Source organism: Pseudoflavonifractor sp. 524-17, assembly GCF_009935845.1.
Taxonomy (GTDB): Bacteria; Bacillota; Clostridia; order Oscillospirales; family Oscillospiraceae; genus Pseudoflavonifractor_A.
Window position 1 is genome coordinate 42,128 of sequence record NZ_QWEK01000021.1, and the last position, 16,339, is coordinate 58,466.

The window sequence follows — 16,339 nt, forward strand, 5'->3', positions numbered from 1 at the left end:
TTAGTACATACCGCCCATGCCGCCCATGTCGGGGGCGGGAGCGGGAGCGGGGGGCTCTTTCTTGTCGGCCACCAGGGACTCGGTGGTCAGCAGAGTGGCGGCAATGGAGGCCGCGTTCTCCAGGGCGGAGCGGGTGACCTTGGTGGGGTCCACAATGCCGGCGGCGATCATGTCCACATAGGTCTCGTTGTAGGCGTCGAAGCCGTAGCCGACCTTGCCGGCCTCACGGAGCTTCTCCAGCACCACAGAGCCGTCGATGCCGGCGTTGGCGGCGATCTGCTTGGCGGGCTCGGTGAGGGCCTTGGCGATGATGCGCACGCCGGTCTTCTCGTCGCCGTCCACCTGATCCAGCAGCTTCTCCACCGCAGGCACGGCGTTGATATAGGCGGTGCCGCCGCCGGCCACAATACCCTCTTCCACCGCGGCGCGGGTGGCGTTCAGGGCGTCCTCAATGCGCAGCTTCTTCTCCTTCATCTCCACCTCGGTGGCGGCGCCCACGCGGATGATCGCCACGCCGCCGGCCATCTTGGCCAGACGCTCCTGGAGCTTCTCACGGTCGTAGTCAGAGGTGCTGATGGCGATCTCGTTGCGGATCTGGGCTACCCGGCCCTTGATATCCTCGCTGGCGCCGGCGCCGTCCACAATGATGGTGTTCTCCTTCTGGACTTTGACCTGGCGGGCCTTGCCCAGCATCTCCAGAGTAGCGTCCTTCAGCTCATAGCCCAGGTCGGCGGAGATCAGAGTGCCGCCGGTGAGGACGCAGATATCCTTGAGCATCTCCTTACGGCGGTCGCCGAAGCCGGGGGCCTTGACGCACACCACGTTCAGGGTGCCCCGCAGCTTATTGACGATCAGGGTGGACAGGGCCTCGCCCTCCACATCGTCGGCCACAATCAGCAGCTTCTTGCCGGACTGGACCACCTGCTCCAGCACGGGCAGCAACTCCTGCACGTTGGAGATCTTCTTGTCGGTGACGAGAATCAGGGCGTCGTCCAGAACGGCCTCCATCTTCTCGGTGTCAGTGACCATATAGGGGGTGATGTAGCCCCGGTCGAACTGCATACCCTCCACTACCTCGCTGTAGGTCTCGGCGGTCTTGGACTCCTCCACGGTGATGACGCCGTCGGCGGAGACCTTCTCCATGGCCTCGGCGATGAGCTTGCCGATGCTCTCGTCGCTGGAGGAGACCGCGCCCACCCGGGCGATGTCGTCGCTGCCGTTGACCTTCTGGCTGTTGCCCTTGATGGCCTCAATGGCGGCGGCGGTGGCCTTGGCGATGCCCTTCTTCATAACCATGGGGTTGGCGCCGGCGGCCAGATTCTTCAGACCCTCCCGGATAATGGCCTGGGCCAGCAGGGTGGCGGTGGTGGTGCCGTCGCCGGCCACGTCGTTGGTCTTGGTGGAGACCTCCTTCACCAGCTGGGCGCCCATGTTCTCAAAGGGGTCGTCCAGTTCGATCTCCTTGGCGATGGTCACGCCGTCGTTGGTGATAAGGGGGGCGCCGAACTTCTTGCCCAGCACCACGTTGCGGCCCTTGGGGCCGATGGTGATTTTAACGGTATCGGCGAGCTGGTTCACGCCCCGCTCCAGCGCGTGACGGGCTTCCTCGCCATAGCAGATGATCTTGGCCATGATGAATTACCTCCATAATGAATCGGTTAAAAATAAAAGTCAGATGGGTGTGCCGTACCGGCGGTCAGATTCTTACTCCACAATCGCCATAATGTCGTTCTGGCGGACGATGGTGTACTCCTCGCCGTCCAGGGTGACCTGCTTGCCGGAGAAGCGGCTGGTAATGACCTTCTGGCCGGGCTTCACGGTCATGACCACTTCCTTGCCGTCCACCATGCCGCCGGGGCCCACTTCGATGACCTCGGCCACCTCGGGCTTCTCCTTGGCGGAGCCGGTGAGGATCAGGCCGCTCTTGGTGGTCTCCTCCACCTCTACCATCTTCAGGACCACATGGTCGGCCAGGGGTTTGAGTTTCATAACGAGTTCCTCCTTATATGTTGAGTTTCTTCTAAAACCAGTTAAGCGTGTTAGCACTCGTTTTGCCTGAGTGCTAACACGCTTATTATAATAACCGCAGTTGGGGAAATATGCAAGCCCTAATTTTTTAAATTTCTGTGAATTGTCGCAGAACTGTTCCAGGAGGCGCCCTTGGGAAAGAAGAAGTTCACCTTTTTCTCAGACAGGGCGATGGTCAGCGTTCTGCCGTCCAGCCGCTCTCCGTCCACGTTTACCGGGGAGATCTCGCCGCATTCCACCACCATGGACCTGCCCCGGCGGATGGTGACCAGATCCGGCATCTGGCTGGACGCCCCGGCGGCGTAGCGCTTCACCAGCCGGGCCACAGTGAGGCGTGAGACCCCCTTCACCAGCAGAAATTCCAGCTCGCCGTCGTCGGGAACGGCGGTGGGAGAGGGGTTGAAGCCGCCGCCGTAGTACCGCCCGTTGCAGGCGCACAGCAGCGTAAAACGGCCCGAAAACCGTTCCGTTCCGATTGTAATCTCATAGGGCCGGTGGATGCCGGCGATGAGGTTTTTCACCAGCGAGAGCTGATAGGCCATAGAGCCGCTGACCATGGGGTGGCGCTTAAACTCCGCCATACCCAGGCCGATCCGGGCATCAAAGCCCACAGAGCAGATGTTCAGGGCCAGACGGCCGCTGCAGTCGATGAGGTCGGCGGGGGCCTGCCGGGCGTCCAGCAGCTCGCTCAGGCTGTAAAAGCGGGGGGCGTCCGGCCCGAAGAGGCGGAGAAAGTCGTTGCCGGAGCCGCAGGGATACTGGGTCACGGCGGCGTTTTCATAGCCGGCGGCGCCGTTGACCGCCTCATTCAGAGTGCCGTCGCCGCCGCAGGCGTAGATGCGCACGTCGTCCCCGGTGCAGGCGGCCTCCTGGGCCAGCTGGGCGGCATGGCCGGGGTGGTGGGTGACCTGGGCTTCCCAGTGCAGGCCCAGGCCGGACAGCTGGTCGGAGATCTTCTGTACCAGCTCATGGCTGCGGTCGTAGGAGCCGGCGGTGGGGTTGACAAGGAAGAGATGCCTCACAGTGCTCCATCCTCTCTGAGTCCCGCGGCCAGGGCGCGGCACTCTAAAAAATTGGGGATGCACACGCCCAGCCGCCAGAAGCGGCCTTATTTTTGGCAGTGTAAGGGCTGTGTCTGCTACCATAGGGACAGACGCTGCTCCGCCCGGGCCATACGGGCCGCCATGGCGGCTGCCTCCGCCCGGGTGAGGGTGGCCTTAGGGCGGAAGGTGTAGCTGGCGTCGCTGCCGGCGATGATGCCCTTGGCGTATAGGGCGTAGATGGCGTCGGCGGCATAGTCTCCGGCCTTCACATCGGGGACGGCGGCTTTCACCCGCCCCATGTCGTTGATGACGGGGATGGAGCGGCCCAGAGAGGTGGCGGAGAAGATTTTGGCCATCTCCGCCCGGGTGACAGGCCGGTCATACCGGGTAAACTCGCCGTTTCGGATGATGCCGCTGGCGATACAGTAATCCACAGAGGAGCGGTACCATACACTGCCGGTGACCGGCTGGTTGTGGAAGGAGTCCCCCCGGTGGCGGCTCTCCATACAGGCGGCCAGACGCAGTGCCTCGGCCACAGTGAGGGTGTTGTGGGGCTGAAAGCGGTTGTTTCCCGTGCCCTCCATCAGCTCCAGATTGTAGGCCAGATCCACCCACAGGTCGAACCAGTCCCGGGCGGTGACGTCGGAGAAATCAGGAAGCAGCCCCCGGCGCAGGGGAAAGCGGGCGGAGGGCACCTGCCGCTCCAGCATGAGCTGAGTGATCTGGTACAGAGGGACCACGGTGCGGCTCTGGCCCTGGGCCAGCACCAGGGTGTCCACACCCCCCAGCTGGACCAGGGAGGCGGAGTCGTAGATAAAGTCATAAAAAATCTGGGTGGACTGCCCGTTTTTGGAGAAGGGGAGGAGGCTGACCACGCCATACCTGGTGCCCTTCTGGGCGATATACAGCCCGGCGTTGATGTGGATCAGGGTGTCATATTCGGGCTGGAGGAGATACTTGCCGTCCTGGCGGATGACCCCCAGCTTTCCCCCCAGGCGCACCTGCCCCAGCCCCAGGGTAAAGTCCAGCACGTCGGTGTACTGGATGGGGATGACAATGTCGCCGTTTACATTGGCGTAGCCGAAGGAGCCGTCGGGCCCCTGGGCCTTGGCCAGCCCCTCCTGATAGCCCCAGATGGTCACGCCTGGGGGCGCTGCGGCGGCGGAGACGGCCAGCAGGGCCGCCAACAGCAGGGCGGCGGTACCAATTCGGACAAAATATTTCCTGACACCAGCCATAGTGACTCCTTTCCGCTGTTTTCTGTTTCTCAAATGGGGCCGGCCTGCTTGCGGCGCGGGCCGCCGTACTGAAAGAGGTCGCACTTGATCATGCCGTTGTACAGCTTGCGGCGCTTGACGGCGGTGCGGCCGAAGGCACGCTCAAACTCCGTGTGGGAGGAGAGCACAGACACCCGCCACCCCTCCGGCAGGCGGCGCGCCGCCTGGCCAAAAGAGCGGTAGAGGGTCTCGGCCTGCTGCTTTTCCAAAATACGCTCCCCATAGGGGGGATTGGTGACCAGACGGCCATAGGGCTCGCTGTGGCAGAAGCGGGCGGCATCCGCCGTCTCAAAGCGGATTAAATCCTCCACATCGGCCTTGACTGCGTTGTTTTGGGCGATTTCCACAGCGGCGGGATCGATGTCCCCGCCCCAGATCTCATATTGGCCGTCAAACTCCCCGTCCATGGCTTCGTCCGCCGCCGCCATCCACAGATCGGCGGGGAGCCACTCCCACCGCTGCGCGGCAAAAGAGCGGTTCAGCCCCGGGGCGCGGTTTTTGGCGATGAGGGCGGCCTCAATGGCAATGGTGCCGGAGCCGCAGAAGGGGTCGCAGAAGGGGTCCCGACCCTGGTAGCGGGACAGGAGCACCATGGCGGCGGCCAGGGTCTCCCGCAGGGGGGCGGCCACCCCTACGGCCCGGTATCCCCGCTTGTGCAGGCCGGGACCGGAGGTATCCAGCGTCACCGTCACCTGGTCCTTGAGAATGGAGAACTGAATCTGATAGAGCGCGCCGTCCTCCGGCAGCCGCTGCAGCCCGTACTTCTGTCCCAGCCGGGCGGCGGCCGCCTTTTTGATGATGGACTGGCAGGCGGGAACCGAGTGAAGGGCGGAGTTGAGGGAATAGCCCTTTACGGGAAAGGCGCCGTTTTGGGGGACAAAATCCTCCCAGGGCAGGGCGCGGACCTGTTCAAACAGGGCGTCAAAGGTGTGGGCGTAAAATTGACCCAGCACCAGCAGCACCCGTTCCCCCGTGCGCAGGTTCAGGTTGACCCGGGGAAGATCGGCGGGGGCGGCGGCGCAGAAAACCCGGCCATTCTCCGCCCGGACGTCGTTCAGGGCGAGGCGGCGCAGTTCCTCCGCCGCCAACCCCTCCAGGCCGAACAAAACAGGAATGGCAAGGAGCAGATTTGACATATACTGATACTCCAATCGCTCTTCAATTATTATTTGCGAGATCCGTTTTAGTATATCGGATTTTGTAGAAATAGGCAAACCATATTTTGTGGACGCCGCCATAAAAAACGGATTCTTTAGATGAAATTGGCGCTTTCCCAGGGAATGCACTGGATTTTTTGGGACGACTATGCTACAATAACACCAGAGTCTGTTGGAAACAGATCCAAACGCACCAAAGGCGGTTCTTTTTCCGCTTGCCGCAAATATAAAATTTTAGGAGGGAACGTGCCATGCTGCCGTGGAGTATTGTCTGGTTTGCCGGGATTGTGGTCTTTGTGGCGGTGGAAGCCGCTACCGCGGGACTGGTGTCCATCTGGTTTGCCGCCGGTGCCCTGTGCGCCATGCTCACCGCGCTGGCGACGGATAATTTCTGGACGCAGATGGCGGTATTTCTGGCGGTATCTGCCCTGTGCCTGGCCGCGCTGCGGCCCCTGTGCCAGCGGATGCTGGGCCGGCGGGGCCGGCAGCCCACCAACGCCGATCAGGTCATTGGAATGGAGGCGGTGGTTACCCAGGCCGTTGACAATCTGGCGGCCCAGGGGGCGGTGCAGGTGAAAGGGATGACCTGGACCGCCCGCAGCGAGGACGGCGCCCCCATCCCCGCGGGGGAGCGGGTGAAGGTCCTGCGCATTGAGGGCGTCAAGCTGTTTGTCGCGCCGGTTCAGGTGCCGGCGGCAAAATCACCATTTTAAAAATTTGAGAAAAGGGGGAGTCAATCATGCCAGTCATGCCCATTGTGTTCAGCGCCTTAGGCGTTCTGATCCTGCTGATTCTGGTATTGAATGTAAAATTTGTCCAGCAGTCCAAAGCCTATGTGATTGTCCGTCTGGGCGTATTCCACACCGTATGGAATGAGGGGCCCCACTTTAAAATCCCGTTTATTGAGCGGGTGGTCAAGGTGGTCTCTCTGAAGGAGCAGGTGGTGGATTTCGCCCCCCAGCCGGTGATCACCAAGGACAACGTAACCATGCAGATTGACACGGTCATCTATTTCCAGATCACCGATCCCAAGCTGTACACCTACGGGGTAGAGCACCCCATGAGCGCCATTGAGAACCTGACCGCCACCACCCTGCGCAATATGATCGGCGATCTGGAGCTGGATCAGTCGCTCACCAGCCGGGACCACATCAACACCCAGATGCGTGCCATCCTGGACGAGGCCACCGACCCCTGGGGCATCAAGGTCAACCGGGTGGAGCTGAAAAACATCATCCCGCCCCGGGACATCCAGGAGTCCATGGAGAAGCAGATGCGGGCCGAGCGGGAGCGGCGGGAGGCCATCCTCCAGGCCCAGGGCCAGAAGGAGTCTCAGATCCTGGTGGCCGAGGGTGAGAAGCAGGCCGCCATTCTCCGGGCGGACGCCGCCAAGCAGGCCGCCATTCTGGAGGCCGAGGGTCAGGCGGAGGCCATTCTTAAGGTACAGCAGGCCCTGGCGGACGCCATCAAGCTGCTCAACGAGGCCAATCCCAACGACCAGGTAGTGAAGATCAAGGCGCTGGAGGCATTCCAGGCCGCCGCCGACGGAAAAGCAACCAAGATTATCATCCCCAGCGAGATTCAGGGGCTGGCGGGCCTGTGCGCCAGTGCCAAAGGCGTCTTTGACAGCGTCCGTCCCGAGGAGCCTTCCAAAACGGCAAAACGTTCGTAAGCGTATATCTGCAAGCCGCGCCGCGGGTTTCGGGGCGCGGCTTGTTGTGTAACAAGTCAGACAGAAGAGGTGGAGGCTGGATGAGACAGGGGAGAAGGACCGGGAGCTGGCTATACCGGCTGTGGTGCGCCGGGGCCGGGGGACTGATGGGGCTGTTTGCGGCCCTGCGGCTGAAAGCCTTTCTGTTCCAGGCCCGGGGACTGGCCGTGCCTTTGGGCGTGCTGCTCTGTCTGATCCCCCTGCTGGCCCTGGCGGGGGCGGCGCTGGCCCCGGCGGTGCAGAAGCATCTGGCCCGGTACGCCTTTGGGGGCTCCCGGTGGACCTGGGCGGTGTACGCTTTGTGCGTTTTGTCCTCCCTGCGGCTGCGGGGGCTGACCCTGGACTGGGCCCTGGAGGGGGGCGGGGTGGCGGTCAAGCCTGTGATGGCCTGGGCGGCGGTCACAGGGGGCGGCATTCTGCTGGGGGTGTTTGTCCTCCACGCCGCCTGCGCTCTGTGGGAGTGCCGCCGGGGGGCGGCCGGCTGGCTGCGGGGGCTCACCCCAAGGGACGGGCTGACGGTGCTGCTTCTATGGCTTGGAATAAACCTGCTGGTCTTTGCCTATGCCAAAGGGAGCCGCACGGTGTACAGCTGGGACGCCGCCATCTACTGGCGCAGCACCTACACCCTGGCGGAGACCTTCCGGGATCAGGGCCCGGCGGCGGCGCTGGCCTCAGTGTACCAGTCCATCTTTACCAGCGACTACAACTACACCATCGGCCTTTTGTGCGTCCCCTTCGCCCTGCTCTCCGGCCCCTCCCGGCTGGTGTACCTCATGTCAATTGGGAATTTCTGCCTCTTCCCACTGCTGGTTCTGATGTGGGGGTACGCCAGGAGCCTGCGCCCCCGAAGGGTGTGGCTGGCGCTGGCCGGGATGCTGGCCCTGCCCTCCCTCTTTTACACCTCAGTCACCGGATTTGTGGACGTCGCCGGGGCGGGGGTGGCCCTGGCGGCGCTGCTGCTGTGGCTGAAAGAGCCGGGGAAGGGCCGTTTCTCCCGCTTTTTGCTGGTGGGGCTGCTGGCGGCGCTGGCGGTGGTGCTGCGGCGGTGGTATGCCTTTTACGCCCTGGCTTTCCTGCTGTGTCTGGCGGTGGACTGCGCCGCCTTCCGCCGCTCCCCGGCCCCGGTGCTGGGCTATCTGTGCGGCTTTGCCTTTCCTCTGCTCTTTTTCCTCCAGACCTTTGTGTCAAAACGCCTTCTGGCCAACTATGGGGCCATGTACGCCGCCTATGACCTGGGGGTGGACATCGACCTGCGCCTGCTGGCCCGCTATTATGGGATTGTGCTGCTGCTGGCCGCCTGTACCATAGGAATCTGGCTGTGCCTGCGCCCCGGGGACCGGGCCAAGGGGGTCTTCCTCCTGCTGGAGCCCCTGGTGTGCTTCTGGCTCTTCACAAGGGTGCAGACCCACGGACAGCAGCATCTGCTCCTCTACGTCCCCGCCCTGGCCTGCCTGCTGATCACCGGCTTTGACCGGCTGGCGGATCGGGGGAAGCTGGGCCGGGGCGCGGCGGCCGCGATGGTGCTGCCGGTGGTTTTAAGCCCCGCCCTGCCCCGGGTGCAGTCGGGGAATATTTTGGACTACTCCCCCCTCAGTCCCTTCCCCACCTTTTCCTACGCCCCGCCCCGGCAGCCGGGCGCTATGGATCTGGTGGCTCTGGTGCGGCGGCTGGACCAGTTTGGGGCGCAGGGAAAGCGGGTGGGCCTGCTGTCCTCCTCCTTCCGGCTCAATCTCAGCGCCCTGGTCAATGCGGAGGACTCCCTGAACCTGGACCGGGTGTCTGAGGTGGATCGGGATTATCTGATTAACCTGCCTGCGGTGGACCAGCGGGATGGCTTTGGCAGCGCGCTGTATGCCTGCGATATTCTGGCGGTGGCCGATCCCATCCAGCTCCACCTTGGGGAGGAAAACCAGCAGGTGGTGTGGGCCCCCGCCCGCTGCCTGCTGGAGGGAGAGGCCATCGCCGGGGCCTACCGGCGGCTGGACGAGACCTTCCCGCTGGAGCACGATGGCATCACGGTCTATTTTTTCGAGAAGGTGCGCCAGCCCACCCATGGGGAGATGTCCGCCCTGGCGGACCTCATTCACCAGACCCACCCGGACATGGTGGTGCCTACCTGGCCGGAGACGCCAGGAAATGGGATTGGGGTATCATGAAAGAAACGTGACGCGACAGGAGGGGATGCACCGTGTCCAAACATATCAGTCCGTATGAGGTATATGCAAAATGTATTCTGGAAGCGCTGTATGGCGGCCGGTATGGGACGCTGCTTCTGCGGGACAGGCCGGACCTCCAGACAGCGGACGGGGCATCCGGCATTGAGGTCACGTCTGTGAATGGCGAGATCTTTGAGCGCCTTGTGACAGAGATTGCCATGAGCAAGCCCTATCAGGCGCCGTCGGACCGCGTTCTTGACCTGTGCGCGAAGTGCGGCATTGAATATCATTTGTGGCAGACCTTTGTAATTCACCCCCTCCCCGCCGCCGGTTTTACCGAACCCTTCCGCAAAAAATTACAGAAGCTGAACGCCGGATATGCCTTTCTGGGGCGCTATGATCTGTTCCTCTACTCTGACCGGCACACGCTGGCGGACTACGAAATGGAGCCGCTGCTGGAGGCCTTATGCGATGAAAACAGAGCGCCGATCTCGTACCACTACGTCTACATTGACGCCGACAGAAAGCTGGCGTGCTTTGATTTGGCGCATGGCAGCTTTGAGGTCCAGTCAACCAGAGGACTGCGGGAAAAATTGATGACTGGCATATTTACTGGAAAATAAGGAAATGGTCCATCCAGCGGGAACCTTGGACCACGTGGAGAGAGCGCCGGGTGAGGTGGCCTTTCGTGTCCTGCTTCCAGTGTACCTGAATGATAACGGAATCTGAAGAGGGTGCATATGCCAGTGACGGCGATTCGTTCCACGGCGGGACCTCAAAACGTCTATTCACGGCCTCTGGGTCCAATCGCCGTACAGGGAAGGGCGATCCCGTCTGGGCGGCCCTTCCCTGAGCGGAGCATCATCCATGCCCGGTTGGCGGTCTGCTTCGCCGGCCGGCTCCCGGACAGGGCCAGCCGCACCTTGCACACGCGGTTTCACCGCCGCTGATGAACGGTGAAAGGAGAGAGTTCCATGTCCTACAAAATGGACCTTCTGAACGCTTATTTCGGCTACGACGGCTTTCTTCCCGGGCAGGAGCGGGCTGTGGACGCCCTTCTGGATGGGCGGGATGTGCTGTCCATCATGCCCACCGGGGCGGGAAAATCCCTGTGCTTCCAGCTCCCCGCGCTGATGCTGCCTGGCGTGGCGCTGGTCATCTCCCCTCTTATCTCACTGATGAAGGACCAGGTGCGCAGCCTGATCCAGGCGGGGGTTCCCGCGGCCTATCTCAACCGCTCCCTTACGGAGCGGCAGTTTGACCTGGCTCTGGAGCGGGCCTGGCAGGGCCGGTACAAGATTATCTACGTGGCCCCGGAACGGCTGGAGAGTCCCCGCTTTCTCCGCTTCGCCCGTCACACACAGCTCTCTCTGGTGGCGGTGGACGAGGCGCACTGCGTCTCCCAGTGGGGGACCGACTTCCGCCCCAGCTACCTCAAAATTCCAGCCTTTCTGGACACCCTCCCCCAGCGGCCCCCGCTGGGGGCCTTTACCGCCACCGCCACGCCGGAGGTGCGGGAGGATATCCTCCAAAAGCTCCAGTTGGACCAGCCGGTGCTTACCACCACCGGCTTTGACCGGAAAAACCTCTACTTTGAGGTCCGCCACCCCCAGAGCAAAAAGGCGGAGCTGCTCTCTATCCTCCGCCGCCGTCCCACAGACAGCGGCATCGTCTACTGCTCCACCCGGAAGGCGGTGGAGGAGGTGTGCGCCTATCTTCAGGCCCAAGATATCTCCGCCACCCGCTATCACGCCGGCCTGTCCGCAGAGGAACGGCAGTGCAATCAGGAGGCATTTGCCCAGGATACCGCTCTCGTCATGGTGGCCACCAACGCTTTCGGCATGGGGATTGACAAGTCCAACGTGCGCTATGTGGTCCACTACAACATGCCCCTGGACCTGGAGGGCTACTACCAGGAGGCGGGCCGGGGCGGGCGGGACGGCGGCAGCGCCGACTGTATCCTCCTCTACAGCGGCAAGGACGTGATCACCGGCCGCTTCCTCATCGAACAGGGGGAGAGCCCTGAGGGAGTGGATGAGAAGACCGTTGCCGCCCTGCGCCAGCGCCAGTTTGAGCGTCTTAAAATCATGGCCGCCTATTCCACCACCACCGGCTGCCTGCGCCGTTTTATTCTCCACTATTTCGGCGAAGATCTCCCCGCCGACTGCGGCAGCTGCTCCAACTGCAAGGCGGGCTGGGAGGAGGTGGACATCACCCGGGCGGCCCGGGCCATTTTGGACGCTGTGGACGAGTGCAGCGGCCGCTTCGGCGCCAGTACCATCGCCGACCTCCTCTGCGGCAAGGAGAGCGACCGGGTGCTCCGCTGGAGCCTGGATCGGAAGCGGACCTTCGGCTGTCTTTCCGGCCAGCCCGTCCGGGAGGTGCGCGAGCAGATTCGCCTTTTGGTGGAGGAGCGGTACCTTGTCTCCAGCCAGGGGGACTACCCGGTCCTCTCCCTCGGCCCCCGGGCCAAAGAGGCGGTCTCCGGCGGACAGGTGACCATGCGCCGCCGGATTGCCCCGTCCCGCCCCGCCGCCGCAGGCAGACAGGTCCCCTCCGGCGCGCCGTTGGACGAGGCCCTCTTCCAGCGGCTGCGGGAGCTGCGCGCCCAGCTGGCCAGGCAGAAGAGCCTGCCCGCCTATGTTATCTTCACCGACCGCACCCTGCGGGAGATGGCCGCTCAAAAGCCCGCTACCTTGGCAGAGATGGCCCATATCTCCGGCGTAGGCAGCCGGAAGCTGGACCAGTACGGCCAGGACTTCCTCCAAATCATCCAACTGTCTTCCCGTCCCAGCTGATCACCCAGTCCTATAACCCGCTGTATTATCTTCTGTTTTGACAGAGCGCCGCATGTTGTTCCCCATTTTTATCCATTTCTATGTTCCAATATTCCGTCGCCATTTCCCCAGCTTTTCCCGGATTTTTTGCTTTTTTCTGTCTTGCGGTTGGGCTGTGCGAAACCCGCGAAAATTCGCGTTTAATTTACATAATTTTTATGCTGCGCTTTATCTACAAAGCGTTATCAACATTCTCCACCACTTTTTCCACACCCACTTTTCCCAATCTGTACAGCGGTTTTTCAACTTATCCACCTGTTTTTCCACAGGCGCTGAACGGCAGTTTACCCTATCGCGCCTCCCTGGTTTTTGTATACATAATTCTGACTTCTTTCCCCTGCTTTCCAGGCGGCTCCCATCTTTCCGTCAAAAGGAACTGGCTTTGCAGACTGAATCACCTCTTTTTGTTCGAAATCACCAACACAGTCTGGAAGCGGTGAAGCGGCAGGCGCTGTAATCGGGCGGTTGACAGTGCCCCATCTATTTGATATACTGTCTCACACAACTGAATCGTAAAATGTCTTCAGGGCAGGGTGAAATTCCCGATCGGCGGTAAAGTCCGCGCGTGCGAAAGCACTGATTTGGTGCAACTCCAAAACCGACAGTATAGTCTGGATTAGAAGAAGGTGTGTTGAAACAGTCGGGAATCTCCCTGGTTTTTTGCACTTTTTTCTGTCAATTCTCCAAGCCGCTCTGTTGACATGTTCAATACACCGATACCGAAATCAGCAGCCCCTGAACGGCGTTTTTGCGCGTTCAGGGGCTCTTTTTTGGGAGGTTTTTTTATGAACAGCAATGTGAGAAAGATGACAACCACAGGTATGCTCTGCGCCCTTGCCTATGCGGCGGCCACAGTGGGACGGGTCCCGCTGGTCCTCTTTTTGAAGTACGACCCCAAGGACATCGTAATCGCCCTGAGCGGTTTCCTGCTGGGGCCGCTTACCGCCCTCACCGTCGCGCTGGCAGCTTCCTTCGCGGAATTCATCACCGTCAGTGAGACCGGCGTCTGGGGGCTTCTGATGAACGTCATCTCAAGCTGTTCCTTCGCGTGTACCGCCTCGCTGTTCTATCAGAGACGGCGGACGCTGCCGGGCGCCGCCCTTGGCCTGCTGTGTGGATGGGGGTGCATGGTTGCGGTAATGCTGCTGTGGAACTATCTGATTACGCCTATCTACATGGGTTATCCAAGGCAGGCCGTCGCGGAGCTGCTGCTGCCGGTATTCCTTCCCTTTAACCTGGTCAAAGGGGGGCTGAACGCGGCGTTCACCGCGCTGCTGTACCGGCCCGCCGTCACCGCGCTGAGGCGCTCCCATTTAATACAGGCGAAGCCAGCGGACGGGACGTCCCGGCAGACAACCGGCATTTTGCTGGTATCGCTGCTGATCCTTACGGCGTGCGTACTGCTTGCGCTCACCCTTTTGGGCGTGCGCTAACGGGCTCGCGCCCGCCACAGCTGGGCCAGAATGTCCTTGAGTACCAGAAAGGCGTCCAGCTCCGAATAGGCGTATTCTGTCTTTAACCGCTCCAGCATGGCGTCCAGCTGGTCGGCGTAGGGCTGGGTATCCACCTGGTTTTGGTAGGTGAGCAAGATAGGGTATTTCTTTCCCCAGGCCTGGTTCCAGTCAATTTTCCGCTCCAACTCCCCGCTGGTGCGCTGGATGGCCTCCTCCACCTCTTTTACATCCAGATCGAAGCGGATAAGCTCGTCCAGGGACAGGTGGTAGAGCAGCGCCAGCCTTTTGGACTGGCGGATGTCGGGGAGGGTTTCGCCCGTCTCCCACTTGGAGATGGTCTGCCGGCTTACGCCCAGCTTTTCGGCCACCGCCTCCTGGGAGAGCCCGCACTTCTTCCTGGCTTGAAACAAACTGCTTCCTAAATTCATAGCGTCTTCTCCTTTCCTGCCCGCGGCGTTTCTTCGGACTGTCTAATCATAAGGCATGGCGGGGAGAAAATCCACCTACGCTTCCTTGCAGTTTCGCGCCCAATGTTAACACAGCAGCAGACAGCGGTCCCCGGCGGGGACCGCTGTCTGCTCGGTTATCGGGCCAGGAAGAGGCTGAGCTGAGTCAGGGCCTGGGCGCCCTCGGCACGGGTGGCCTGGGCGGAGGTGTCCAGCCGGCCGCCGTTCTTGCCGGAGAAGATCCCGTTGGAAACGGCCCACAGCGCGTCCTGAGAGGCACTGGCTCCGTCCTGGAAGCCGCCTGGCGCCGCCGGGGCCGCCCCAGTCTTGCCCTTGCAGGCGGCGCAGGCGCGGATGGCCTTGGCCAGCTCTTCCCGGGTGACAGCGGCGGAGCCGGTGGGGATGCCGTTGGCCTGGGTCCAGGCGTCAAAGCCCTCTGCGGGGGAGCCGGCCCGGACATACAGGGCCTGAGCCAGATCCCCGGCGGTCAGGGGGGCGCTGGGGGAGAAGGCGCCGTTGGCGTTCATCATGCCGTTGTCCAGCACGTGGCGGACCGCCCCGGCATACCAACTATCGGAGGGCACGTCAGCGGCCAGGGGCAGGGGATTGACATTGAGGGAGCCGTCGCTGTTCCGGCTGAACTGCCGGAAGAAGGCCCACATGCGCTGGGCGGAGTCGGGATAGGCGCTGTGGCCCATCTCGGACACGGAGGTGAGGATGGTGTAGACATTGCCGTCCCCGCTCTTCAGCTCGTGGACGGTCATGACGGCCTCGTCATCGCTGCGGGCGGGCCGGGGGCAGTAGGTATAGGTCTTGTCGGTCTCCATACCGTAGTATTTGCCCAAGCTCTCGTCATAGACGCCATTGTATTCAAAGCCGTTTGCCTTGGCCAGCTGCTGGATGATGGCAATGGCCGCCTCGCTGTTCATGGGGAAGAGATCATAGAACTCCTTCTCGCCGGCAACAAAGAAGGTGGGGATGGTCTGGCTGGGATCGGGGAGGGTAACGGCGTTCTTGCCCATACCGGGGATGCCTTCTGTGGGAGCGATGGCGGCAAACCGGTCGGGGCGCTCAAAGCCCAGCGTCCAGGACTTCATGCCCCCCATGGAGTAGCCGGTGGCGTAGACCCGGCTGGCGTCCACCGCCCGCTGGTCGATCATAAAGTCCACCAGTTCCAGAATCTCATCGGTATCCACCAGATTATGGGCGTTGATGGCCACCACAATAAAATTCTCCTGGTCCGCCACAATGGGCCAGTTGGTGAGCTGGACGTATCCCTCCGGGTGCTGGTTGGAGCCATGGGAAACCAGGACCAGGGGGTATTTCGCCGTCTTGCTGTTCACATCCACGCCCTTGGGGATGTACTGATAGTACTCCATGGTATTGCCCTTGGAGGTGGTAAAGGTCTCAATGCTCTCCCGGATGCCGTAGTCGGAGTAGACATAGTACTTGTCCAGATAGGTCACGCCGTCCATCATGCTGATGCGGTTGATCCGGCGCATGTCCTGCCAGGCGCTCAGGTTATCCGAGCGGTCAAATTGATCCGCGTAGTGATAGGCCGCGCTGAAGCCGTCCACCACATTGTTCCACTGCTGGACCCAGTAGGTGGAATCGGGGGTATCCAGGTAGGTTTTGACAAACGCCTGAGCGCTGCCCTCGGCGAAGGTGTAGGAGCGGAACCGGCCGGCGTACATGATGCCGTCCTCGGTGACGCCGGCGTCATAGGTCCCCGCCTGCTCCAGGGTGTAGGTATAGTCGTCGGTCACATTGGTGGCCAGGGCCTGCATGACGGCGTAGTCCTCCTCCGTCCAGGAGGCGCCGTTAGAGGGGCTGACAAAGACGATGTGTCCGCTCTCCTCCTGGGCCATCTGGTCAAAGCCGCCCCGGGTCAGGGCGTCCGCCGCGGTCTCAGCGGTCCAGACGCCGTCCCCCAGAACAAAGATCACCGGCGTACTGTTCCCCCGGAATTTGAAGTCCTCCGGGGTGTAGCGGAAGTAGGTGGCCTGCTTGTCCGGCGGCGTCGCTGCGTCCTTGACCACCGGATAGGCGATCTGGGCCTCCGCCACCGCCGGGCCGGCGGCGTGTTCCTCCGCCAGGGCCGCCGTGGTCAGGGACGCGGTGAGGGCCAGGCTTAACAAAATTGGAACTGCTCGTTTCATGCTGCTGCCTCCTCTTGAATGTGATGATATGATTCAGCGGGAAACGGCCTCCCCGCGGAAGCATCGGTTTT

13 protein-coding genes and 1 riboswitch are annotated in these 16,339 nt (G+C 61.9%); of the genes, 6 read left to right on the forward strand and 7 right to left on the reverse strand.

Features of this window, described 5'->3' with window-relative positions:
- The 5 genes from groL to D1159_RS09355 all read right to left on the reverse strand — a co-directional run bounded on the left by groL (window position 1) and on the right by D1159_RS09355 (window position 5,484).
- A complete protein-coding gene (gene groL, locus D1159_RS09335; protein WP_161845404.1) occupies window positions 1-1,632 on the reverse strand; it encodes a chaperonin GroEL in 1,632 nt (543 codons plus the stop codon).
- Between the two features lie 72 nt (window positions 1,633-1,704).
- Window positions 1,705-1,989, reverse strand: coding sequence for a co-chaperone GroES (locus D1159_RS09340; protein WP_161845405.1), 285 nt, complete (start codon window positions 1,987-1,989; stop codon window positions 1,705-1,707).
- 119 nt (window positions 1,990-2,108) lie between these two features.
- The gene (locus D1159_RS09345; protein ID WP_161845406.1) at window positions 2,109-3,050 is read right to left on the reverse strand and encodes a diacylglycerol kinase family protein; all 942 of its coding nucleotides are present in this window, start codon (window positions 3,048-3,050) and stop codon (window positions 2,109-2,111) included.
- A 116-nt stretch (window positions 3,051-3,166) separates the two neighbouring features.
- Window positions 3,167-4,309 (reverse strand): S-layer homology domain-containing protein, encoded by a 1,143-nt coding sequence (locus D1159_RS09350; protein WP_161845407.1) that lies wholly within the window; start codon window positions 4,307-4,309, stop codon window positions 3,167-3,169.
- Window positions 4,310-4,338: 29 nt separating this feature from the next.
- The gene (locus D1159_RS09355) at window positions 4,339-5,484 is read right to left on the reverse strand and encodes a class I SAM-dependent RNA methyltransferase (protein WP_161845408.1); all 1,146 of its coding nucleotides are present in this window, start codon (window positions 5,482-5,484) and stop codon (window positions 4,339-4,341) included.
- A gap of 272 nt (window positions 5,485-5,756) precedes the next feature.
- On the opposite strand from D1159_RS09355, the gene D1159_RS09360 reads away from it, so the two are divergent.
- The 6 genes from D1159_RS09360 to D1159_RS09385 all read left to right on the forward strand — a co-directional run bounded on the left by D1159_RS09360 (window position 5,757) and on the right by D1159_RS09385 (window position 13,642).
- Window positions 5,757-6,218, forward strand: coding sequence for an NfeD family protein (locus tag D1159_RS09360; protein WP_161845409.1), 462 nt, complete (start codon window positions 5,757-5,759; stop codon window positions 6,216-6,218).
- Between the two features lie 26 nt (window positions 6,219-6,244).
- A complete protein-coding gene (locus tag D1159_RS09365; protein WP_161845410.1) occupies window positions 6,245-7,177 on the forward strand; it encodes an SPFH domain-containing protein in 933 nt (310 codons plus the stop codon).
- 80 nt (window positions 7,178-7,257) lie between these two features.
- Window positions 7,258-9,372, forward strand: coding sequence for a hypothetical protein (locus D1159_RS09370; RefSeq protein ID WP_161845411.1), 2,115 nt, complete (start codon window positions 7,258-7,260; stop codon window positions 9,370-9,372).
- A 32-nt stretch (window positions 9,373-9,404) separates the two neighbouring features.
- The gene (locus tag D1159_RS09375; protein WP_161845412.1) at window positions 9,405-9,995 is read left to right on the forward strand and encodes a hypothetical protein; all 591 of its coding nucleotides are present in this window, start codon (window positions 9,405-9,407) and stop codon (window positions 9,993-9,995) included.
- 351 nt (window positions 9,996-10,346) lie between these two features.
- A complete protein-coding gene (gene recQ, locus D1159_RS09380) occupies window positions 10,347-12,170 on the forward strand; it encodes a DNA helicase RecQ (protein ID WP_161845413.1) in 1,824 nt (607 codons plus the stop codon).
- A 554-nt stretch (window positions 12,171-12,724) separates the two neighbouring features.
- Window positions 12,725-12,841, forward strand: a riboswitch (FMN riboswitch).
- A gap of 153 nt (window positions 12,842-12,994) precedes the next feature.
- Window positions 12,995-13,642 (forward strand): ECF transporter S component, encoded by a 648-nt coding sequence (locus D1159_RS09385; protein ID WP_161845414.1) that lies wholly within the window; start codon window positions 12,995-12,997, stop codon window positions 13,640-13,642.
- Here the strand turns inward: D1159_RS09385 and D1159_RS09390 are convergent.
- Both D1159_RS09390 and D1159_RS09395 read right to left on the reverse strand, forming a co-directional pair.
- On the reverse strand, window positions 13,639-14,091 hold the full coding sequence (locus D1159_RS09390; protein ID WP_161845415.1) for a helix-turn-helix transcriptional regulator: 453 nt from the start codon (window positions 14,089-14,091) through the stop codon (window positions 13,639-13,641). The genes D1159_RS09385 and D1159_RS09390 overlap by 4 nt on opposite strands.
- 155 nt (window positions 14,092-14,246) lie before the next feature.
- Window positions 14,247-16,268 (reverse strand): prolyl oligopeptidase family serine peptidase, encoded by a 2,022-nt coding sequence (locus tag D1159_RS09395; protein WP_161845416.1) that lies wholly within the window; start codon window positions 16,266-16,268, stop codon window positions 14,247-14,249.
- Window positions 16,269-16,339 lie beyond the last annotated feature (71 nt).

Bases quoted from the DNA above. Each gene is read 5' to 3' on its own strand.
- groL (WP_161845404.1), bottom strand. From the start codon at position 1,632: ATGGCCAAGATCATCTGCTATGGCGAGGAAGCCCGTCACGCGCTGGAG.
- D1159_RS09340 (WP_161845405.1), bottom strand. From the start codon at position 1,989: ATGAAACTCAAACCCCTGGCCGACCATGTGGTCCTGAAGATGGTAGAG.
- D1159_RS09350 (WP_161845407.1), bottom strand. From the start codon at position 4,309: ATGGCTGGTGTCAGGAAATATTTTGTCCGAATTGGTACCGCCGCCCTG.
- D1159_RS09355 (WP_161845408.1), bottom strand. From the start codon at position 5,484: ATGTCAAATCTGCTCCTTGCCATTCCTGTTTTGTTCGGCCTGGAGGGG.
- D1159_RS09360 (WP_161845409.1), top strand. From the start codon at position 5,757: ATGCTGCCGTGGAGTATTGTCTGGTTTGCCGGGATTGTGGTCTTTGTG.
- D1159_RS09365 (WP_161845410.1), top strand. From the start codon at position 6,245: ATGCCAGTCATGCCCATTGTGTTCAGCGCCTTAGGCGTTCTGATCCTG.
- D1159_RS09370 (WP_161845411.1), top strand. From the start codon at position 7,258: ATGAGACAGGGGAGAAGGACCGGGAGCTGGCTATACCGGCTGTGGTGC.
- recQ (WP_161845413.1), top strand. From the start codon at position 10,347: ATGTCCTACAAAATGGACCTTCTGAACGCTTATTTCGGCTACGACGGC.
- D1159_RS09385 (WP_161845414.1), top strand. From the start codon at position 12,995: ATGAACAGCAATGTGAGAAAGATGACAACCACAGGTATGCTCTGCGCC.
- D1159_RS09390 (WP_161845415.1), bottom strand. From the start codon at position 14,091: ATGAATTTAGGAAGCAGTTTGTTTCAAGCCAGGAAGAAGTGCGGGCTC.
- D1159_RS09395 (WP_161845416.1), bottom strand. From the start codon at position 16,268: ATGAAACGAGCAGTTCCAATTTTGTTAAGCCTGGCCCTCACCGCGTCC.